23 protein-coding genes and 2 pseudogenes are annotated in these 19,345 nt (G+C 51.9%); 11 read left to right on the forward strand and 14 right to left on the reverse strand.

Translation table 11 applies throughout. The features are described from left to right. Positions 1–183: 183 nt before the first annotated feature. The 4 genes from pstB to LH51_RS12785 form a co-directional block, all read right to left on the reverse strand. The gene (gene pstB, locus LH51_RS12770; protein WP_235263719.1) at positions 184–1,050 is read right to left on the reverse strand and encodes a phosphate ABC transporter ATP-binding protein PstB; all 867 of its coding nucleotides are present in this window, start codon (positions 1,048–1,050) and stop codon (positions 184–186) included. Between the two features lie 63 nt (positions 1,051–1,113). Then, a complete protein-coding gene (gene pstA / locus LH51_RS12775; protein ID WP_081960809.1) occupies positions 1,114–2,046 on the reverse strand; it encodes a phosphate ABC transporter permease PstA in 933 nt (310 codons plus the stop codon). A gap of 7 nt (positions 2,047–2,053) precedes the next feature. Continuing rightward, positions 2,054–2,995: a phosphate ABC transporter permease subunit PstC gene (pstC, locus tag LH51_RS12780; RefSeq protein WP_081960810.1), complete on the reverse strand. Its 942-nt coding sequence runs from the start codon at positions 2,993–2,995 to the stop codon at positions 2,054–2,056. Between the two features lie 110 nt (positions 2,996–3,105). Beyond that, entirely contained in the window at positions 3,106–4,098 is a 993-nt protein-coding gene (locus LH51_RS12785; protein ID WP_036522651.1) for a PstS family phosphate ABC transporter substrate-binding protein, read from the reverse strand. A 301-nt stretch (positions 4,099–4,399) separates the two neighbouring features. Between LH51_RS12785 and phoU the strand changes: the two genes are divergently transcribed. The 7 genes and pseudogenes from phoU (at position 4,400) to LH51_RS19360 (ending at position 9,775) form a co-directional block, all read left to right on the forward strand. After that, on the forward strand, positions 4,400–5,161 hold the full coding sequence (gene phoU / locus LH51_RS12790) for a phosphate signaling complex protein PhoU (RefSeq protein ID WP_036522653.1): 762 nt from the start codon (positions 4,400–4,402) through the stop codon (positions 5,159–5,161). Between the two features lie 113 nt (positions 5,162–5,274). Next, complete coding sequence (locus LH51_RS12795; protein WP_036522654.1) at positions 5,275–5,820, forward strand: chorismate--pyruvate lyase family protein; 546 nt, start codon at positions 5,275–5,277, stop codon at positions 5,818–5,820. Beyond that, complete coding sequence (gene ubiA / locus LH51_RS12800) at positions 5,813–6,679, forward strand: 4-hydroxybenzoate octaprenyltransferase (protein ID WP_036522663.1); 867 nt, start codon at positions 5,813–5,815, stop codon at positions 6,677–6,679. The genes LH51_RS12795 and ubiA overlap by 8 nt, the downstream gene beginning before the upstream one ends. A 98-nt stretch (positions 6,680–6,777) precedes the next feature. Next, positions 6,778–7,466: pseudogene (gene phoB / locus LH51_RS12805) on the forward strand (phosphate regulon transcriptional regulator PhoB); the annotation flags it as partial. Positions 7,467–7,494: 28 nt separating this feature from the next. Beyond that, positions 7,495–8,427: a phosphate regulon sensor histidine kinase PhoR gene (locus LH51_RS12810; RefSeq protein ID WP_235263720.1), complete on the forward strand. Its 933-nt coding sequence runs from the start codon at positions 7,495–7,497 to the stop codon at positions 8,425–8,427. A gap of 38 nt (positions 8,428–8,465) precedes the next feature. Next, a complete protein-coding gene (locus LH51_RS22795; protein WP_235263721.1) occupies positions 8,466–8,810 on the forward strand; it encodes an ATP-binding protein in 345 nt (114 codons plus the stop codon). A 156-nt stretch (positions 8,811–8,966) separates the two neighbouring features. Further along, positions 8,967–9,775, forward strand: a pseudogene (locus LH51_RS19360) (NADP-dependent oxidoreductase). Here LH51_RS19360 and LH51_RS12820 read toward each other — a convergent pair. From LH51_RS12820 to LH51_RS12830, 3 genes are read right to left on the reverse strand one after another with little or no spacing between them, the layout of a single operon-like run. Then, positions 9,772–10,248 carry a hypothetical protein gene (locus LH51_RS12820; RefSeq protein WP_036522665.1) on the reverse strand — a complete coding sequence of 159 codons (477 nt, stop codon included), beginning with the start codon at positions 10,246–10,248 and terminating at the stop codon, positions 9,772–9,774. The pseudogene LH51_RS19360 and the gene LH51_RS12820 sit on opposite strands and share 4 nt — an antisense overlap. A 6-nt stretch (positions 10,249–10,254) precedes the next feature. Next, positions 10,255–10,512 (reverse strand): hypothetical protein, encoded by a 258-nt coding sequence (locus tag LH51_RS12825; protein ID WP_036522667.1) that lies wholly within the window; start codon positions 10,510–10,512, stop codon positions 10,255–10,257. Further along, positions 10,512–11,114, reverse strand: coding sequence for a YjaG family protein (locus LH51_RS12830; RefSeq protein WP_036522668.1), 603 nt, complete (start codon positions 11,112–11,114; stop codon positions 10,512–10,514). Before LH51_RS12830 ends, LH51_RS12825 begins: the two co-directional genes overlap by 1 nt. Positions 11,115–11,293: 179 nt before the next feature. On the opposite strand from LH51_RS12830, the gene hexR reads away from it, so the two are divergent. Together hexR and LH51_RS12840 are read left to right on the forward strand one after the other, a co-directional pair. Beyond that, positions 11,294–12,184, forward strand: a complete 891-nt coding sequence (hexR, locus tag LH51_RS12835; protein ID WP_036522670.1) for a transcriptional regulator HexR — start codon at positions 11,294–11,296, stop codon at positions 12,182–12,184. A gap of 169 nt (positions 12,185–12,353) precedes the next feature. After that, positions 12,354–12,557: a PA3496 family putative envelope integrity protein gene (locus tag LH51_RS12840; RefSeq protein WP_036522683.1), complete on the forward strand. Its 204-nt coding sequence runs from the start codon at positions 12,354–12,356 to the stop codon at positions 12,555–12,557. A gap of 72 nt (positions 12,558–12,629) precedes the next feature. Here LH51_RS12840 and LH51_RS22800 read toward each other — a convergent pair whose 3' ends face one another. The 7 genes from LH51_RS22800 to LH51_RS12860 form a co-directional block, all read right to left on the reverse strand. Continuing rightward, positions 12,630–13,463 carry an ATP-binding cassette domain-containing protein gene (locus LH51_RS22800; RefSeq protein WP_235263722.1) on the reverse strand — a complete coding sequence of 278 codons (834 nt, stop codon included), beginning with the start codon at positions 13,461–13,463 and terminating at the stop codon, positions 12,630–12,632. After that, positions 13,421–14,020, reverse strand: a complete 600-nt coding sequence (locus LH51_RS22805; protein WP_235263723.1) for an ATP-binding cassette domain-containing protein — start codon at positions 14,018–14,020, stop codon at positions 13,421–13,423. Before LH51_RS22805 ends, LH51_RS22800 begins: the two co-directional genes overlap by 43 nt. A gap of 34 nt (positions 14,021–14,054) precedes the next feature. Further along, on the reverse strand, positions 14,055–14,192 hold the full coding sequence (locus LH51_RS22810; protein ID WP_235263724.1) for a hypothetical protein: 138 nt from the start codon (positions 14,190–14,192) through the stop codon (positions 14,055–14,057). Between the two features lie 13 nt (positions 14,193–14,205). Beyond that, positions 14,206–14,505 (reverse strand): ABC transporter permease subunit, encoded by a 300-nt coding sequence (locus tag LH51_RS22815; protein WP_235263725.1) that lies wholly within the window; start codon positions 14,503–14,505, stop codon positions 14,206–14,208. Beyond that, a complete protein-coding gene (locus LH51_RS22820) occupies positions 14,502–14,819 on the reverse strand; it encodes a hypothetical protein (RefSeq protein ID WP_235263726.1) in 318 nt (105 codons plus the stop codon). The genes LH51_RS22815 and LH51_RS22820 overlap by 4 nt, the downstream gene beginning before the upstream one ends. A gap of 79 nt (positions 14,820–14,898) precedes the next feature. Next, positions 14,899–15,753 carry an ABC transporter permease gene (locus tag LH51_RS12855; RefSeq protein WP_235263727.1) on the reverse strand — a complete coding sequence of 285 codons (855 nt, stop codon included), beginning with the start codon at positions 15,751–15,753 and terminating at the stop codon, positions 14,899–14,901. Then, positions 15,750–17,285 (reverse strand): ABC transporter substrate-binding protein, encoded by a 1,536-nt coding sequence (locus tag LH51_RS12860; protein WP_036522686.1) that lies wholly within the window; start codon positions 17,283–17,285, stop codon positions 15,750–15,752. Before LH51_RS12860 ends, LH51_RS12855 begins: the two co-directional genes overlap by 4 nt. A 229-nt stretch (positions 17,286–17,514) precedes the next feature. Between LH51_RS12860 and LH51_RS12865 the strand changes: the two genes are divergently transcribed. Then, complete coding sequence (locus LH51_RS12865) at positions 17,515–18,060, forward strand: RNA polymerase sigma factor (RefSeq protein WP_036522688.1); 546 nt, start codon at positions 17,515–17,517, stop codon at positions 18,058–18,060. A gap of 178 nt (positions 18,061–18,238) precedes the next feature. Continuing rightward, positions 18,239–19,288, forward strand: coding sequence for a FecR family protein (locus LH51_RS12870; RefSeq protein ID WP_081960811.1), 1,050 nt, complete (start codon positions 18,239–18,241; stop codon positions 19,286–19,288). The last annotated feature ends 57 nt before the right edge of the window (positions 19,289–19,345 follow it).

Here is a 19,345-nt window from a genome sequence, read left to right on the forward strand (position 1 = left end):
AACAATCTCGTTCATTTCTGCGTCATAGGCTTGGGAAGTATGCCCATCAATACGTTGCTTATTCATTTTAGCTCCTGTCCTGGCACGAATTATTAAACTGCTGCGATATATGCTGTAAGTGGCTTTCATGGCTCGTGGACATAGTAATTCTCCCTTTTGGCTCCAGCGCCAATAATATCGCTTTTAACCAAAGCGTCCGGTAATGTAGTCTTCCGTGCGTTGGCACCTTGGCCGCTGGAACAGCTCATTGGTCTCATTGAATTCGATCAACTTACCAAGGTACATATAGGCAGTATAGTTGGATATCCGCGCAGCCTGCTGCATATTGTGGGTCACAATCAGCACTGTAACGTTACCGGCTAGCTCGTTAATCAGATCCTCTACCTTGGCCGTGGCGATAGGGTCCAGCGCCGATGTCGGCTCATCCAACAGAAGAATTTCCGGTTTGACCGCAAGTGCCCGGGCAATACACAAACGCTGTTGCTGGCCACCCGACATGCTCAGCGCCGGTTGATGAAGCCGATCTTTGACTTCATCCCACAACGCCGCCTGTCTCAGCGAGGTTTCAACAATCTCATCGAGGACTTCACGCTTGCGAATGCCACGGATCTTCAGACCCGCAATCACATTCTCGTAAATAGATTTGGGGAAGGGGTTCGGCTTCTGGAACACCATGCCAACCCGCATCCGGACGATGTTCGGGTCCAAATCAATCAGGTTATCATCTTCCGGTAACAGATTGATTGAACCCGAGTACTTAACCCCCTTATATAGGTCATGCATGCGATTAAAGCAGCGCAGGAAAGTACTCTTGCCGCAGCCAGAGGGGCCGATCAGCGCGGTTACTTTTTTATCTACCAAAGGCATGCTGACGTCATCAATCGCCTGGGTACCATCGCCATACCAAAACTTCAGGTTAGATACCCTGGCCCGCAGCGCACCCTCTGGCTCAAGATACCAGTGCTCACGAGTCTCACTGAGATTACTGGTTTTTTCGCCCTGATGGGCAGATTCTCTGATTTGTATTGTAGACATCTGATCAGTACTCATGGGTTGCCCCTTTTAAAAACTTCTGAATTGCCGGTAAACCCGAACAATAGGATAAATGTTCGATCAGGACTTGCGGGCCCGATAGCGTATATAAATAGCCAGTCCATTCATTGCCAGCGTCATGACGATCAGCACGGCACCGGCCGCCGCTGCCGTAATCTGGAAGTCGGCTTGCGGCCGGGAAACCCAGCCAAACATCTGAATGGGCATGACCGTAAATCCACTGTTCAACCACTCAAAACTGATGAACGGAAATTCACCACCGATCGGAGACGGCGGCAGGAAAGCAATATACGAAAGCGCGCCAATGGTAATAATCGGGGCAGTTTCACCAATCGCACGGGAAAGCCCTACGATCGCGCCGGTTATGATCCCAGGCTTGGCCGCCGGGATAATATACATAGCCATGGTCTGCCATTGATTCGCTCCCAATCCGTAAGCGGCTTCCCGTAATTCGCTGGGAATTGAGCGTATCGACTCTCGGGTCGAAACAATAACAATCGGCAGTATCATCAGTGACAGCACAAGCCCCGCGACCAGCACCGTCTCTCCCATCCCGAAAGTCTGAACAAACAACCCGAGAGCCAGCAAGCCATAGACAATCGAAGGAACGCCGGCCAGATTGGATACATTGATTTCAATAATGTCGGTAAACCAGTTCTTGGACGCGTATTCCTCCATGTATAACCCGGAAGCAACACCCAGCGGGACAGCGATAAGGGCCGTCACCAGCATAACCATGATGGTGCCGACCCAGGCAGAGAGAATACCGGCTTCGAGGGGATGTCGCGATGGAAAGCTCGAGTAGAAAGCCGGGTCAGTCCATCGTGGCGCGCCGCGGATGGCCAGATCAAGAAACAGTGCCAACAAGGTTGCTATGGCAATGAACAGAACGATAATGCCCAGAGACGCAAAGATAATGTCCCAGGAACGATTCTTCCTGGAAAGCGACGCGTAATCGATACCGCTTTGTATGTTTGTAGCCATTGTATTCATAGTCACCTCAGTAAGCTTGGCGATAGCGCTTGCGCAGGAAGAAACCAATCAGATTGAAAACCAGCGTCAGTAGGAAAAGCACCAGACCAGCCGCAAAGATGGACAGATAGGCAATGGAACCATGGCTGACATCACCCAGGCTGACCTGAACAATAAAGGTAGTAATCGTGGCCGCACCTTCCATAGGGTTGAAGGTGAAGTTTGGCATCTGGCCAGCGGCGATAGCTACTACCATGGTTTCGCCCACAGCTCTGGACATGGCGAGAATAAAGGCCGCCGTAATGCCGGATATGGCTGCTGGAATCACCACCTTTACGGCAGTGTGGAAGCGGCTATAGCCCAGGGCGTAAGCCCCTTCACGCATACTGTTGGGCACTGCACGCATAGCGTCTTCGCTCAGGGATGTAGTATAGGGCAGAATCATGATTCCCATCACCAGGCCCGGCGCCAACATGTTGAAGCCCGGCAGCGATGGTAAAAATATCTGCAGCAGGGGAGTGACCAGAAACAGAGCAAAATACCCATAAACCACAGTAGGAACACCTTCCAGCAGTTCCAGTATCGGCTTGACCGTTTCCCGCACATTTACCGGCGCGTACTCGCTGAGATATACTGCCAGAGTCAGGCCGAAGGGAATCGATACTCCCAGGGCAATACCCGACACAACCAGGGTACCCGACAGCAGCGGCCAGATCCCGAAGGTGGGTATCGAAAACATCGGCGTCCAACTGGTACCAGAAACAAACTCCCACACCGAGACTTTTTCAAAGAACACCAGGGCTTCACTCAGCAAAACATACACGATTCCGATGGTGACAAGCACAGACACTGTTGCGGCCATCATTAGCACGTAGCGTACAACCTGGTTGACCATTTCACGCTTACGTAGAAAGTGTGCAGACACCTGAATCCCAGAAGATTCAGGGCGCACGGAATTGGGATTAGACATTAGTTTCACGCCCAGCTTGGATTACAAAAAAAATGACAGTGCGCATAATAGCAGAAACGAAGGCGTTTTCGCCTCCGTTTCTGCTTCCGGTTCACTTCTGATCAGTCAACTCAGTAGTGCTTCTGACGGTTCAGTGTTTCAACCACATCAACGCCTACCTCGGAACCTTCGTAAGCCGTGCCAACTTCGCGGTCACCCAGGACACGCAGTGCAGCTTCACGAACACGCTGTCCCAGCGGTACGTAACCCACTTCGCTTACCAGAACACCGTTCTCTTCTTCAAACAGGAACTCGGCAAATTTTTCAACGTAGTCCTTGTTCTCTACTGAAGCCTTATTGGCATAGTAGTAGAGCGGACGGGTCAGCGGCTGGTATTCAGCATCACCTGCGGTTTGCATGCTCGGCGTAACCGGATCACTTCCTTTCCAGGAGATGGGAACCGCCTTCAATTTGCTGGAGTTTTCCAGGAAGTAGGCCAGACCGAAGAAACCCAAAGCGTTGGCGTCATTGGCAACACCCTGTACCAGCACGTTGTCATCTTCACTGGCGGTGAAGTCACCGCGGCTTGAATGCTCTTCACCGACAATGGCAGTAGTAAAGTAGTCGTAGGTACCGGAATCTGTGCCTGCACCGTAGAGGTTCAGCTTACGATCTGGAAAGCCTTCGCGAATCTGGTTCCAGTTGTTGATTGTACCCTGAGCTTCTGGCTCCCACATTTTCTTAAGTTCTTCAACCGTCAGGTAGTCGACCCAGTCGTTTTGCGGGCTAACGACAACACTCAGAGCGTCCATGGCGACTGGCAATTCGATGAACTCAACACCGTTTTCCTTACAAAGCTCTGCCTCACCCGGGCGAATCGGACGGGAAGCGCCAGTGATGTCGGTTTCACCGCGACAGAATTTCTTGAAGCCACCACCGGTGCCAGACAGCCCTACAGTCACCCGGATCTCGCCGCGATGCTTATTACCGAACTCTTCAGCCATCGCCTCAGAAATCGGAAAAACAGTACTTGAGCCGTCAACCTGGACGGTATCCACAGCATAGGCACTCTGGACAGCCAGGGAGCCGGCAAGGACGGCACCGATCAAAAGATGTTTTTTCATGCTTTTCTCCAATTTGCGTTCAACGCTTTTAGGTTTTCAGGGCACTTTGCGAGAGATAATTCACAGCTCGCTTCAAGCACTGGACATACCTTAATTAACAAAAATGACAGAATGATGACAAGGTGGAAAAAATCTGATTTTTTGCTGCTGTCGCTCCGGCCTATAGCATGCGAGCTAATCAAACAACTCCGGACAGATAAAGTTACCCCCATGACAGTGCTAATATTGTGGAGTAGTCTGCCTAAGTATCATTAGCCAATACCCTCAAAACATAATAAAAATTTATAGTCAGGTAAAAACCATGAAAGATCATACCGAAGGATTTTCGCGACACACGTTTCGACAATTTAATCATGAGCTGGATAGTATTCGCACAGACATGCTCGCCATGGGTGGTGTCGTTGAGCGCCAGATTGATGATGCCATCAAGGCCTTCGTAGAAAACGATATACAGCTGGCTGAAAAATCCAGGCAACTTGATCAACAAACCAATCAAATGGAACTGAGCATCGATAATCAATGCACCAAGCTGATTGCAATTCGCCAGCCAACCGCGAGTGATCTTCGCCTGCTTGTTTCTATTAGTCGCTCAGTTTCAGATCTTGAACGTGTTGGCGATGAAGCCAGTCGTATTTGTAAAATGGCCATTGAGATCTATAACAGTGGCGATAAGCCTGAAGGCTATCATGAGGTGCGACATATCGGCACACTGGTTTCAGGCATGATCAAAGATGTTCTGACGGCCTTTGCCCGCCAGGATTTAGCCATGGCTTATCGGGTCGCCAAGCATGATATTCGTGTTGATACAGAATATCGCACAGCGATGCGATCACTGGTGACCTACATGATGGAAGATCCCCGTTCCATTTCTGGCATACTCAACGTGATGTGGGTTCTGCGTAGCCTTGAACGGATCGGTGACCATGCACGAAACCTGTCTGAGCACTTGATTTACCAGGTCAGTGGTACGGATGTTCGCCATCAAACGCTAAAAAGTATTAAGCAAACCTTGCATGATGACTCACCTGATGATGAATATGATTTGAATCCAAATAGCGAATAACACCCACCCGTGATCGGTTTATACCTTAAGACAAAGCGATTCAGAGAGACAAATAAAAATGCTACACTCTGCGCTTCATTGACGATGCGGACTAAGCTGATTTGAATCGATTTATGACTGGGGAAACAGGGTACTTCCAGAGTCACTGGCAATCAATCCGCCGCCGCCCTGCTATCCCCATTCATTGGCGCCCATGGCTTTGCGAACGCGGCTCACTGACGCATCAACTGCGTAAAGCCAGTGGTGGGCAATTTGCAGTGGAGTTAATCCGCCTTATTTGGACGCAACCGACACCAGCAGAAGCAAAAATACTGGGTATACCCGTCAGGCAGCGTGCACTGATTCGAGAAGTACACCTGCTAGGCAAGGGTGTTCCCTGGGTGTTTGCCCGCTCTGTGATTCCGGCGGCAACCCTAAAAGGGCCTGATCGGCGTCTTCTGTTGTTAGGCAATCGTTCATTGGGTAGTTTGTTATTCAATGATCCAGCCATTCGTCGAGGACAATTAGAGGTCTGTCGTCAGCTCCATGATAATCAATTGTGCTGGGCCAGACGCTCTGTCTTTCGCCTAAGCCAGGGGCCCTTACTGGTGAGTGAGATTTTTCTGCCCAGTATGTCGACTATTCCCTATCCTTCTTTAAAAGAAGACCAACATGTTTGATGTTATCAAAGACAGATTTTCAACTTATGTGCGTTTGACACGTTTAGACCGTCCTATCGGCACATTGTTATTGCTCTGGCCTACGCTATGGGCACTGTGGATAGCGAGCGAAGGTGTTCCCACACCCAAGCTGTTATTGATCTTTATTCTGGGTGTGCTTCTGACGCGATCAGCAGGCTGCGTCATTAACGACTTTGCTGACAGGCATATTGACGGCCATGTCAAACGCACAGCCACCCGCCCCCTGGCAACCGGGGCCGCGACAGCTCGAGAAGCCATCGTGTTATTTATTGTGTTAATGCTGCTTGCGTTCGGACTGGTACTGTTTACTAACACCCTGACGCTGATGATGTCATTTATCGGCATAGCACTGGCTTTCTGCTACCCCTTCATGAAGCGCTATACCCATTACCCACAGCTTGTATTGGGTGCCGCTTTTGGCTGGGCCATCCCGATGGCTTTCACAGCAGTTACCGACAGCCTGCCCTGGATTGCCTGGCTGCTTTACCTGACTAAACTGATTTGGACCGTGGCATACGACACCCAATATGCCATGGTGGACCGGGATGACGACCTGCGCATTGGCGTCAAGTCAACGGCGGTGCGTTTTGGTCAGGCTGACCGTCTGATTATCGGATTGATGCAACTGACAGTGCTTGCGCTACTGCTTTATATGGGGTCAATGCTGCAGTTTTCCGGTTGGTACTACACAGGTGTTGCCATTGCCGCAGGCTGCTTTATCTACCAACAGTGGCTAACCCGGCAGCGCTCTCGTGACGACTGTTTCAAAGCCTTTCTGAATAACCACCTGGCCGAACTCGCCGTATTAGTGGGTATAGTGCTGCATTATGCCGCCTGAAATCCGCTGATTTTTTACATTTGTTTCAATCTGTCATATTAATGTAACAGAAATGACTTGTAATACGCTCACTACTAAAACAGCTATGGAGTGATTTCATGTCAATTGCCAAGCGTGTGCTGATCGTAGATGACGAGGCGCCCATCCGCGAAATGATTGCCGTTGCACTGGAAATGGCGGGGTATGATTGCATTGAAGCAGAAAATGCCCAACAAGCACATGCAGCCGTTCTGGATCAAATGCCCGATCTGGTATTACTTGACTGGATGATGCCAGGTACCAGTGGTATTGACTTTGCACGCCGTCTACGCCGTGATGAAACGACGTCCAATGTACCTATTATTATGTTGACGGCCAAGTCTGAAGAAGACAACAAAGTGCAGGGGCTCGAGGCGGGTGTGGATGACTACATCACCAAACCCTTTTCACCACGAGAGCTGGTGGCTCGGCTGAAAACCGTGTTGCGCCGAACCACACCCAAAGGCATTGAGGAACCGGTCACGGTTGACGAACTAACCTTAGATCCGGTATCTCATCGAGTGACCTCTATGGCACAGTCAGTTGATCTGGGCCCACCGAATTTCGTCTGCTGCAGTTTTTTATGACCCATCCTGATCGCGCCTATTCGCGCAGTCAGTTGCTCGATATGGTCTGGGGCGGTAATGTATATGTTGAAGAGCGCACGGTCGATGTGCATATCCGACGACTGCGCAAGGCACTGGGTAGCCGCCATGATTACCTTATTCAAACGGTGCGCGGTACCGGTTACCGTTTCTCTACCAAGGTGGATGATCATGGATTTTCACAGGTAAAAAATGAAATCGCCCTTTCGCATCGTCTACAGTCTACTGCTACTACTGCTGTTTGCAGCCGTGGTGGGCCTGATGCTGGGCCAGTTTTTTCCGGTTCTGACACTGGTACTGCTGCTATGGAGCTTTTACCAGGCCTGGCTGTTTGTACGTTCTCTTCGCTGGATTATGAACAAAGATATAACCGAACCTCCTGACTTGCCTGGCAGTTGGGGCGACCTGCTCTACAACATTTATCGGAAACAAAAAAGCAGCCGCGACCGGGAACAAAAACTGAGTAATTTCATTCACCGCTACCAGCAGTCATCGGCCGCTCTGGAGGATTGCGTCGTTATTATCGATACCAGGGACCGGCTTGAGTGGTGGAATACGGCGGCAGAAAGACTTCTCGGACTCCAGCCACGCGTCGACAAGGGAAAGTCTATCCTTAACCTATTACGCGACCCGCGCTTTATCCGCTACTACAAAAAGCGCCACTATAACGAGCCACTTGAACTCAACTCACCCATCAACGAACAGATCACCCTGCAATACCACATCACCCTGTTTGGTCAGGGTGACCGGCTACTGGTGGCACGGGATATTTCACGCTTGAAAAAGCTGGAACAAACGCGTCAAAGCTTTGTATCCAATGCTTCGCATGAGCTACGCACACCGCTGACAGTGATTCGAGGCTACCTGGAGACCTTTCTCGATCAACCCCTGCCCAGCCCTATACTGCGCGGCATGAAGCAGATGGAGCAACAAACGCAACGTATGGAAGGGCTGGTCAGGGATATGCTGATGCTATCGCGCCTGGAGTCCACCGAACACCTCACTGAAGATGTGCCGGTAGATATCCAGTTGATGCTGAAGGAGATCAAACGTGATGCCTGGTTCTCAGCGGTGACAAGCAACACCGCATCAGCATTGAAGTCGATCCGAATTATGACCTGCTAGGCCAAGACAATGAACTGCACAGCGCCTTCTCCAATCTGGTGTTCAATGCTGTTCGCTATACCCCGGCAGGCAGTGAAATCCGTATCGTCTGGCAGACCGATGCCCAGGGTGGCCACCTGAATGTATATGACAATGGCCCGGGTATTGATGCCTGCCATATTCCACGCCTGACCGAGCGTTTTTATCGGGTTGACGAAAGCCGGGCCAGTGAAAGTGGTGGCACCGGGCTAGGTTTATCAATTGTGAAATACGTCATGGTTCGCCATGGGGGTCAGCTTAAAATCCACAGCACGTTAGGTGAAGGCAGTTGCTTTAGCTGTCACTTTCCAGCCGATATGCTCATCACACTGGAAAAACTGGTAACAGCAACCGATAATGCCTGATCGACTCAGCCAGTTCGGCCCGCGTTTTTGCAAGCGGAGTAAAGCCATGTACGCTATCCAGATCCATGCCCATGAACCCGACAACCTGCGCTACGAGGCCATCGACACACCACAACCCGGCCCGGGTGAAGTCCTGATCCGTAATCAGCCGCCGGGGTGAACCCCATCGACTGGAAAACCTGTTCCGGTGGTGGTGCTTCCGGTTTTATTGAATCCTTCCCCTTTATTCCTGGCTGGGAGTTCAGTGGGGTCGTGGAGGCACTCGGTGAGGGTGTCAGCGGTTATCAACCAGGTGATGCCGTACTCGGTTTTGTGCGCTTCCCCCATCCGGCAGGCTGCTATGCTGAGCAACTCTGTGCTCCCGCCGATCAGATCACCTTACGCCCGGAAGGTTTAGAAGCGACAACCGCTGCCGGATTAGGCCTGGCGGGTCTGACAGCCTGGCAAGCCCTGTTTGATAAAGGCCAGCTGCAGGCGGGTGAATCGGTACTGATACTGGCCGGTGCGGGTGGGGTGGGCCATCTGGCGGTGCAGTTGGCGGCTCTGGAGGGTGCTCAGGTCAGTGCCACCTGTTCTGCTGCCAACCGTGATTACCTGACATCACTGGGCTGCCACCAGGTGATCGATTACCGTGATCTGGATATGGGCACCCTGGCAGGCCAGTTTGATCTGATTCTGGATGGTGTCGGCGGTGATACAGCCATTGATGCGTTGATAACGCTGAAACCGGGGGGTCGCCTGGTGACTCTGCCTCTGTAACAGCCGCACAGGTCAGTGCGGCTGCCGAAGGCACTGATATTGAGGTCATTTCTATCCGTGTTGAACCCAACGCCATGCAGTTGCATAAACTTGCCGAACTCTGTGCCAGCGGCCAGTTGAAGCTAAAAGTGGCACAGCTACTGCCGTTACAGGATGCCGCTCAAGCCCACAAGCTCAGTGCCAGTGGCATATCAGCGGTAAATTAATTCTGCAAACCGGCTGACGTCGTTTCAGTATCGAGGGCATCGCAGAGCTGTATGCGTTGACGCAGCAGTAATCTGCAGCCCTCACCACGTATATCCATATCCCAGCAGTTGTATTTAACCCAGTCCTTTTCCTCTTCTGTAGCCTTGTCATGGAAGGCGGGTACAGCGTCACAAAATCCAGCCGTGGGAGCGGCAACTTCAAAACAGGCTTTCAGGAAAACACCCTGGTTGATCGTACAGGCGAAGTTAGAGTCATCACAGGCGCTAAAGCCTGACAAAGCCTGGTCCTGACAGCCCTGTTGATCGGTTTGCTCACCTGCCTGCAAACCTTGCTGACGGAATATATTGGCTTCATCAGCACGCTGTTGATTAAATCCTTGAAGCCATTGCGGCGAAAAAAATACCGCCAGATAACAAACAGCAGACTTAATACCAGTAAGGCCCAGATTATTTTCTTGCGCATACCTATCCATTCATTCTCAGCGCCGACGATAGAGTCCGGCAATTGTTAGCAGAAGTCCGAGACAGCTAAGCAACATACCACCATTAACCAACAGTGGACGGCGAACCATCAAGGGGATAAAAGGGTGTTGCTGCTGCGGGTCACACTGCCCCTGAAGGTAGTTCCAGTAGCCGCCTGATTGAGCACAATCACTGATGTGCATTTGTTCAACAAAGAACATTCCCATCAACAACAGCGCTGGCAGCACCAGCAATAGCAGACCGATTCGCAGCATTATTCGCTATCACTGATGCCAAGATTACTGACACCCTGATTGCTGGCCAGTTCACGCAACTCCCGGATAAAGGCTTTATTGGACTGTTGCTGTTGCTGTAAGCGCTCGAGCACGTCTTCCTGAAAGGCGTCTTCATCCTGCATCAAGTCATGTGCCGCAATCAGGCGCATCAGTTCAGCATCGGACAGCTGTGGATCGGCCTGGTTAATCTCAATAAAGGTGGCAACACACTCACGTGACAGGTCAGCAATATTGGCCGCTTCAGCCGGATCTGATTCCAGGATACATACCAGAGTGGAATAGAGGGCCACCACCGCATCCAGTGCAGGCATGGCGCCATACATATCAAATTCATCCAGTGATGGCATATTGTCTTCGACATGATCCAGTTGTACTTCAAAGTTCATCGAAGCCCCACCCGCCAGATGTTCCCAGACACCATCCAGTATCCGTCGCACCTGCACGGCATCACCAAACTCCAGCAAGCGCGAAAACAGGGTGAAGTTTGGTAGCATGCGCTCGGTCAGCGCGGCCGAAAACGCCGTTAGCTGCCAGGGTTTCAGTTTACCGAGTTGTGCTTCCAGTTGCTGGATATCACTCATTCAAAGACTCCGTCGAGGGGGATTAGTCAATTCACCGCTATTGTACGTGGTCTATGTCAGGATCTGTAGTCATAAGCTGGCTGATTTCAGCCCCTTGGTACACACGGAGGTTAGGCGTGGGATGATTTCATTGCTATACTAAAGCCTGATTAACGGCCAGCAGCTGACAGGTATCCGTGTTGAACTCCTTCAATCTTCTCAAATCCATTGCCGATTCACGGGAAAAACTGCGTAAATCCGAACAGAAGGTGGCCGACTTTGTTCTGGCACAGCCCAGTGACGTGATTCATATGCGCATTGTTGACCTGGCCTCGGAAGCCAATGTCAGTGAGCCGACCGTGGTACGCTTCTGCCGTGCGCTCAATTACGATGGCTTTCAGGATTTCAAACTGACCCTTGCTCAAGGCCTGGCCAGCAACACCAGCTTTGAAAAGTTCTCTATGGACACCAAGGACACGGTGATCGAGTTCAAGCAGAAAATCTTTGACTCGATGATTGGTAATCTGATCAACATCCGTGAACAGCTTGACCCACAACTGCTGGAAGAAGCGATTGATGCGCTGGCCAAAGCCAATCGTGTCGAGTTTTATGGTTTTGGGGCATCCGCTCCCGTCTGTGCCGATGCGCAGCACAAATTCTACCGCCTGATGGTGTCAGCCGCCGCCTACTCAGATCCACATATGCAAACCATTTCAGCTGTTACCCTCGGGCAGGGTGATGTGGTTGTCGCCATCTCCCAGACAGGGCGCACCAAAGATCTGTTGCACACGGTAAAACTGGTGCGTGAAACCGGTGCCACCGTCATTACCCTCTGCCCCGGTACAACTCCGCTGGCTGAACTGGCTACCATTCCTATTCATGTCGATGTGGAAGAGGATAAAGACCTGAGTACCCTGATGTCATCACGGGTTGTTCACCTGGTAGTCATCGATATTCTGGCCGTCGGGGTCGCCATGAAGCTGGGGCCGGCCTTGTTCGACCACCTGAAAACTATCAAACGCAGCCTGCGTAGTCTGCGTCAGAATGACCGGCTGATGCCCACGCGTCGCCAAACTGACGATAACGACTGACACATTCCTGTCACTTTTTTTGCTTACACTCGGCTTGTCTTTGTTAAAACTTATTTGAAATCGATACTGAAATCGGTTAAAAAAGAGTCAGGACAGAGTTTACAGCCGGGAGACGGCTTACATCGGGCCGCCTCCTCTTCTATCTGCATAACAGATCGGAGTTAGACCTATGCTGATACGTCAGGAGCAGGACCTAGACCCCATTCAAACCGAAGTTTTCGACCTTCTGATCGGCTATGATGTCGAGGAAAAGAACCGTCGTAAACAAACCGCCACCCGCCGCCTGTTTGAAGCCCGCCGCGCCATAGAAAAGCGCCGCGAAGAAGAAGCCCTGGCCGCCTTCATAGACCGCGAAAAATGGTTTGACGAGTAGGAGCCCAGTCCCTGGGTGATGCCTTTCTTTCGCCCGCGGAGCGGTCTCCCACAACCTGCTGCTCCTACAGGGTCATAATGCTATGACCTGGTGGCAGGTTTTTTCCACCAGCACCGGGTCATGGCTGACCAGCACCACGGAGCAGGCAAAGTCCTGCGCCACCTCAACCAGCAACTCGATAATCTGTTGACTGGTGATTGGGTCGAGCCGTGATGTGGGTTCATCCGCAAACAACAGCACCGGGTCCATCAGCAGCGCCCGCAACAGCGAGATGCGCTGTAACTCACCTCCTGACACCTCAGTACAGCTGCGTTGCAGCAGTTGTGGATTAAGATGCAGGCGCTCTAACAAGGGTGGAATACGTGACGCATCCAGCCGATGCAGCCTGACCAGATCCATCAGCAATTGCTGCAAGGTCACCCCTGGCGCAAAAGCCGCGGGTGGATCCTGATACAGCTTGAGTAGCTGATGCCGGGCAAACGGGCGCTGATAAACCACCTTGCCTGCATCAGGTTGTAAATTACCCAGTAACAGATCACCCAGGGTACTTTTGCCACAACCGCTGTCGCCAACCAGTCCGGTTAGCTGGTGTGGATAGAGTTCAAAAGACACCTCTTCAAACAAGGGATTGCCACCCCGCGATTTGCCCAGACCCTCGACTCGAACCAAAGGCGCTGCCGCAGGCAGCGGCTGTTTCGCCTGGGTCCAGCTCTGCGGGTCGGCTGCCAGCAATTCGCGGGTATAGTCTGACTGCGGATTGGCCAGCACACTCGCTACAGAGCCTCGCTCCATCACCTGGCCTCGGCGCATCACTATCAGGTCACCACCCAATTGACGCGCCACATCGATATCATGGGTAATGGTCAGCAAGGCACCCTGATCCAACTGGCTTTGCAGCAGAGCCACCACCTGATCCCGACGTCCATAATCCAGCCCTTTGGTGGCTCATCGGCCAGTAACAACTGACCTCCCGCTGCGGTTGCTGCCACAAACGCAACCCGTTGTGCCATCCCGCCCGAAAGTTGGGATGGAATTTTGGCCTCAGCACCCTCCAGACCCAGACGTTGCAACGCCTGCTCCGCCTGCAGATCGGCGGATTCCTGTTCCAGACCCAACACATAGTGATGCACCTCGGCCACTTGGCGTTTTACCTGCATCACCGGGTCCAGTGCATGCCAGGGCTCCTGAGGCAGCATGGAAAGCACTCGGCCCCAAAGCCCCTGGCGTTCATTCAGGGGTAAAGATAAGAGTGATTCACCATTAAGGCGCACATCACCTTTGACACTCAAGGCTTCGGGTAACAACCCCATAATCGCCTGAGCCAACAGACTTTTGCCTGCACCCGTCTGCCCCAGAATAGTCAGAGGCTGCGATGCTGTCAGGGTGCAACTAAGCGGTTCAAGCAAACAGGTCTCACCAGCATAGACACTCAGCGCGTCGACTTCTAATAACAGATCCTTCATTTTGCTTTCCCCGCCAGCAGATTAAAGCCCAGAATCAGCAAGAAAATAGCCAGGATAGCTGCGCCAATACCCAGGGTGCATCACTGTAATACGGCAGCAGTTCCACTACCATTAACCCCAGCTCAGCAACAGGCGGTTGCAAACCAACATAAACAAAACCGATTGAAGCCATTGCCAGTATAGCGTTACCGGCACCAAAGGCGGCCAGAGTCAGTACAGACGCAGATAGCCGGCCAGATATGACGGCGAAACAGATACCAGCGACCGAAACCTAACTGACGCGAGGCTTCCAGTTGTGGGCTGTGAATCACCACCTGGGTCTGCGCTCTGATTACCCGGTAGTATTCAATCCACAACACCAGCGAGATGGCCAGATACAGCACAATAAAGGAGCCAGGTGCGATAGCCGCGAGTAACAACACCAGCACCAGACCCGGCAGAGCCAGCAGGGTATTAGCCAGAAAGTTCAGCAACTTCTCGGTCACCCCACCAAACCAGGCGGCACAAACGCCCAGCCCCGTACCCAATACAGCCGCGTGGTGACACAAAACAGACTCAGCATCAGTGACAAGCGGATAGCATCACCCATACGCGCCAGCATGCTGCGGCCAAACTGATCGGTACCCAGCCATTCCTCCGCACTGGGGGTAGCAAGGAAATTTGACAGGTTCTGCCGCGCACTGTCGCCCTGATGTAGCAAGCCTTCCAGCAGAATGAACAGACCCAGACACAACAAAATACCAGCGCCCAGCCACTGCGATGCACTCAGCGACGGTAGTTTAAATAAAAATCGGTTCATTCTGGTCGCCCTCTCGGATCGATCTTATAACAGGCCAGATCTACCAAGGTATTCAGTGCCACAAAAATCAGTCCCATCATCAGGCAGTACCCTGAATCATCGGTACATCACGGGAAAAAATCGCATGTGCCAGTCCATGACCGATACCCGGCCAGGAAAACAGAGACTCGATCATCACAATGCCTTCAATCAACCCAACCAGCTGGATACCCATAAAGGCCACCACCGGCACTGACAGATTTCTCAGGCCATGCTGACGAAAGGTCTGCCATTCCGACAGCCCCTTAACGCGGGCAAACCGGTAGTAGGGGGATGCGATCACCTGAATCGTGCTGTCACGCACCACCCGACTGGACACGGCAGCCAACGCCAATGCCAACGAAAAGGCTGGTAGCACCCAGTCATTGCCATTACCAAAACCCGCTACCGGGAAGAGCGGCCAGTAGACCGCAAACACCAGAATCAGCACCAGGCCGATCACAAACACCGGCTGGGCACGCAAGAAGGATGACAACACCAACAAGCTGCGATCCAGCCAGCCACGCGCCCGTAGACCGGAGGCAATTCCTAAAGGAAAGGCTATCAGTGCCGCCAGCAAAATAGCCACAAGTGCCAACTGCAGCGAATGACCGAGTTGATTCTTGATTTCATCGATCACGGGGGCACCACTGATCAGTGACACCCCAAAATTCAGTTGCAACAGATCCAGCAACCAATGCAGATAGGCCTGCCAGGCAGGCAGGTCTAAACCCAGCTCCTGCCTGACCCAATCGGCGGCCTCGGCACTGACGTTGTCCTGGCCATAACGCCCCGCTGCAACCCGGTACGCCATATCACCGGGAAGACTGCGCATCAGCACAAAACTCAATGAACCCACCCCCCAGGCCACCATCAAAGCTTGCAACAAGCGGTTGATCAAAATCCGTTGGATCACTGCGACAACTCCATTTCATTCAGGTAATAGTTGCGCTCAAACGGATCGAAACGGAAATTCTGAACACGCTGGTTCACAGCGGTCAACTGGGTATAAAAACTGACGGGAATCAACGGCAGTTCTTCAGCAAGGATACTGGCTATTTTTTGTGAAATTTCACGGTATTGCTCAGGGTTGGTTTCCCCTTCCAGAGTTTTCAACAAGGCAGGCACGTCCGCATTACCCCACTGCATGGCACCCCAGTCGCCACCCTGCTCTGCACCAAAATCAGCCAGCATGACACCCAGCGGATCAGCAATAAAACCATAATTGCGGGCGATCAACGCCATCTCCAGACTGCCATCCTGATGACCGGCCGGGATGGCACTGGAGTTGGTCACCGACACCCGTACCTCAACGCCCAACTCCGCCAACTGAGCCTGAATAGCCGTAGCCACCACTGTCAGCTCGGGACGATCAGCATAAGTAATCAAATTCATACTGAAGCGCTGATTATCGCGAACACGCACACCATCTGCGCCCAACTGCCAGCCCAGGCCATCCAACAAGGCTTCCGCCTGTTGCAGATTTCGCTCAACTGGTGGTAAATCAGCCAGGTGCCAGTCGGCCAAAGGGGCTGGAATCAGTTGGTTCGCCTCGGAGCCAGGTGCCCGCAGGACCGCTGCGGCAATGCCACTACGATCCAGGGCCAGGCTGAGGGCCTGGCGTGCTGCCACCTCACTGAGGAAGGGGTGACCACTGTTCACCTTGATCAGTATGGATCGCGGTATCAGCTCAGCGTGCAGATTCACATGGTTGACGCGGCTCAAAATGCCGGTACTGGCCGGGTCAATGGTATAACTGATGTCTGTCTGACCACTGCGTGCTTGCAATACACGACTTTCACCACGATGGCCCGTCAGGTACTCAGCCGAAGCAATGGATGCCACCTGTCCCCAGTATTCCTCAAAACGTTCCACACTTAACTTATGTGGTGGTGCAACAGTGGTAAGGCGAAATGGACCACTCCCTAGCAACTGAGTGACTCGCCCTTCTTCATCGAAGGAATCGGGTGAAATCACCACATTGGCATACTGCGCCAGTACCGCTGGTAGCAAATGATAAGGAGAGCTTAGGGTAATCTCAACAACGCCATCCCCAGCCTGTAGCTGATCGACCGGCACCTGAGCCAGGGTGCCATGCTGCTGACGCGCACGTTCAAGACTGTTCACTACGCTCGCGGCATCCATTGAGCGGCCATCATGGAAAACCACGTCATCTCTCAGATAAAAACGCCAAGTCAGCCAATCGTCAGATACTTCCCAGTGGGTTGCCAAACCCGGTAGCAGCTCACCGTCCGGTGACACATCCACCAGAGTTTCCACCACCCCCATGCGGGTAAAGACATAGCCATTCTGGGAAGGATTCAGGCTGGTAAATTCAAAGGGGCCACCGACCGTCAGATGGTTATTGGCAGGTTGTGCAAAAATGCTTGAAGGGAACAGGATGCCGAATAACATCCCAAACCAGACCAGCCGCTTCAGGTGATGCATGGAGAATTTCCTCAGAGTAGTTTGTTGCAAAAGACCAAGATCGGTACTTTACATATAAATGATAATGAGTTTCAATCAATAGGTAATGTTATATTGTAACTTAAACTATTGGTATAAAAAAAGCGGATGCTGTCATGAAGAATGCACCAAAGATTGATCCCGTAGATCTAAATAGCTATCATTCGCAAAACTACTAGGTTCTAGTGGTATATTGAGGTGGTAGCGAACGGTGACTCATCCTTCTTTTCAATCCTTAGCTCAGGCGGTGGAAACCTACTACGAGGAACTCCGACGATTCATTCGTCAGCGTACTGGCTCGTCATCAATTGCAGAGGAAGTGGTACAGGAAACCTGGATTCGTGCCAATGCCACCTCCACTGCATTACCCGATAATCCACGCGCTTACCTCTACCGTATGGCGGGCAACCTTGCCGTGGACCATTTGCGCCGCCAAAAATCCTGGGAAAAATCAGTTTGTTTCGCCAATGGTGAACAGGATGCTTATGAAGGGACCGAGGCCGAAGAGTTACCTAACGCCTCAGTTGATCCAGTAGAGATCGCCATTTCTCAGCAAGAACTCGCTGCCCTGAATGCGGCCGTACGGGAGTTACCAGAAAAATGCCGTGAGGTTTTCCTGCTCTATCGCGGTCATGGCCTCAGTATGCGCGAGGTAGCCACCCTTTTATCTATCTCTGAAAAAACAGTCGAAAAACATATTGCCCGAGCCATGCTACATTGCCGTTCGCGCCTGAGGGAAGTGGGACGCAATATCTGATGCCACATAGTTCAAGCCACATAAGTAAGTTTTGGTCTAGCGCCTGTTTTCATTTATTATTGTCCTCCGCACTGGGGGAAAACCCCGAGGCCAAGCGTCTTATTTCAAAACGGCTAGCATTTTTCATGGTCGGACTTTTTTCACCAAGCCAATTAACTCTGGGTGCAGGCCGTGACCGATGAGCAGCGATAGACACGCCACAATGGATGAACTGCCCGAAATCCTGCTGGAAGAAGCCGTGATCTGGCAGGCCAGGTTGCGAGAGGCTGATGTAAATACCGCTAGCGGACGAAAACTACGTGCGGACTTCAATCAGTGGCTGATGATGGATACGCGTAATCGTCAGGCGTTTGCTGAAATGGAGTCACTCTGGCTGGCGCTGGAGACGCCTTTGGAGCAAGTCATTGCAGAAGAATTAACAGCTTATGCTACAAACTCCAGTATATCGGCATGTGCCACACCTGATCCGCCTTCACAAAAGGCGTCCCGTCAGAGTATTTTGGGCATGCAATATCAAGGTTTAGCCCTGGCCTCCTGCCTGATATTGGCGGTACTCATCACTCTGGGTTGGCAGCAAGACTGGGCGACACGCTGGCAGAGTGACTACATCACCTCGGTGGGTGAAATGATGCCCATTGTCACGCAAGACAACAGCCATATCACGCTCAACACCAACACCGCGCTGGCTAAAGACTACAATTCTCAGGAGCGCAGGCTGCGATTATTGAAGGGGGAAGCCTGGTTCGAGGTAGCAGCAAACGACAGTCGCCCTTTTATTGTTTCCACCGATTTTGGCACTGTTCAGGTAACCGGCACTCATTTCAACGTTCGTCTGGTTGATGGTACCGCCATCATCAGCCTGGATGAAGGCAGAGTGGAGCTGCTTACTCCGAGTATGCCGAAGGATGCAGCCGTTATACTTTCACCGGGTCAACAGGCCGTGTTGTCGGGTCATCATATTAGTGATCCAACTCCCTTCGATCGCACCGCTGTTACCGCCTGGCTGCGCGGTCAGTTCGTGTTCTATAACACCCCTCTGGGTGAAGTGGTGGACACCCTTAATCGCCATCGCCATGGACGTATCCTCATCACCAGTAAGGAGCTGAATAACCTCAAAGTCAGTGGCATTTTTTCTACCCACTCTCCAGACGCCATACTTGAGATTATCACTAACACGCTGCCTCTCAGCCAGCTAAGGCTGACAGACTATCTGGTGCTGTTGCATTGATGAGTGCCAATAGTTTTTTATATATTTATATTAATCATAACTATCTGATATTTAATA

The sequence above is a fragment of the Nitrincola sp. A-D6 genome (genome assembly GCF_000764495.1).
Taxonomy (GTDB): Bacteria; Pseudomonadota; Gammaproteobacteria; order Pseudomonadales; family Balneatricaceae; genus Nitrincola.

Bases quoted from the DNA above. Each gene is read 5' to 3' on its own strand.
- pstB (WP_235263719.1), bottom strand. From the start codon at position 1,050: ATGAGTACTGATCAGATGTCTACAATACAAATCAGAGAATCTGCCCAT.
- pstA (WP_081960809.1), bottom strand. From the start codon at position 2,046: ATGAATACAATGGCTACAAACATACAAAGCGGTATCGATTACGCGTCG.
- pstC (WP_081960810.1), bottom strand. From the start codon at position 2,995: ATGTCTAATCCCAATTCCGTGCGCCCTGAATCTTCTGGGATTCAGGTG.
- LH51_RS12785 (WP_036522651.1), bottom strand. From the start codon at position 4,098: ATGAAAAAACATCTTTTGATCGGTGCCGTCCTTGCCGGCTCCCTGGCT.
- phoU (WP_036522653.1), top strand. From the start codon at position 4,400: ATGAAAGATCATACCGAAGGATTTTCGCGACACACGTTTCGACAATTT.
- LH51_RS12795 (WP_036522654.1), top strand. From the start codon at position 5,275: ATGACTGGGGAAACAGGGTACTTCCAGAGTCACTGGCAATCAATCCGC.
- ubiA (WP_036522663.1), top strand. From the start codon at position 5,813: ATGTTTGATGTTATCAAAGACAGATTTTCAACTTATGTGCGTTTGACA.
- LH51_RS12810 (WP_235263720.1), top strand. From the start codon at position 7,495: ATGAAATCGCCCTTTCGCATCGTCTACAGTCTACTGCTACTACTGCTG.
- LH51_RS12820 (WP_036522665.1), bottom strand. From the start codon at position 10,248: ATGGATAGGTATGCGCAAGAAAATAATCTGGGCCTTACTGGTATTAAG.
- LH51_RS12825 (WP_036522667.1), bottom strand. From the start codon at position 10,512: ATGCTGCGAATCGGTCTGCTATTGCTGGTGCTGCCAGCGCTGTTGTTG.
- LH51_RS12830 (WP_036522668.1), bottom strand. From the start codon at position 11,114: ATGAGTGATATCCAGCAACTGGAAGCACAACTCGGTAAACTGAAACCC.
- LH51_RS12840 (WP_036522683.1), top strand. From the start codon at position 12,354: ATGCTGATACGTCAGGAGCAGGACCTAGACCCCATTCAAACCGAAGTT.
- LH51_RS22805 (WP_235263723.1), bottom strand. From the start codon at position 14,020: ATGAAGGATCTGTTATTAGAAGTCGACGCGCTGAGTGTCTATGCTGGT.
- LH51_RS22810 (WP_235263724.1), bottom strand. From the start codon at position 14,192: ATGGCTTCAATCGGTTTTGTTTATGTTGGTTTGCAACCGCCTGTTGCT.
- LH51_RS22820 (WP_235263726.1), bottom strand. From the start codon at position 14,819: ATGAACCGATTTTTATTTAAACTACCGTCGCTGAGTGCATCGCAGTGG.
- LH51_RS12860 (WP_036522686.1), bottom strand. From the start codon at position 17,285: ATGCATCACCTGAAGCGGCTGGTCTGGTTTGGGATGTTATTCGGCATC.
- LH51_RS12870 (WP_081960811.1), top strand. From the start codon at position 18,239: ATGAGCAGCGATAGACACGCCACAATGGATGAACTGCCCGAAATCCTG.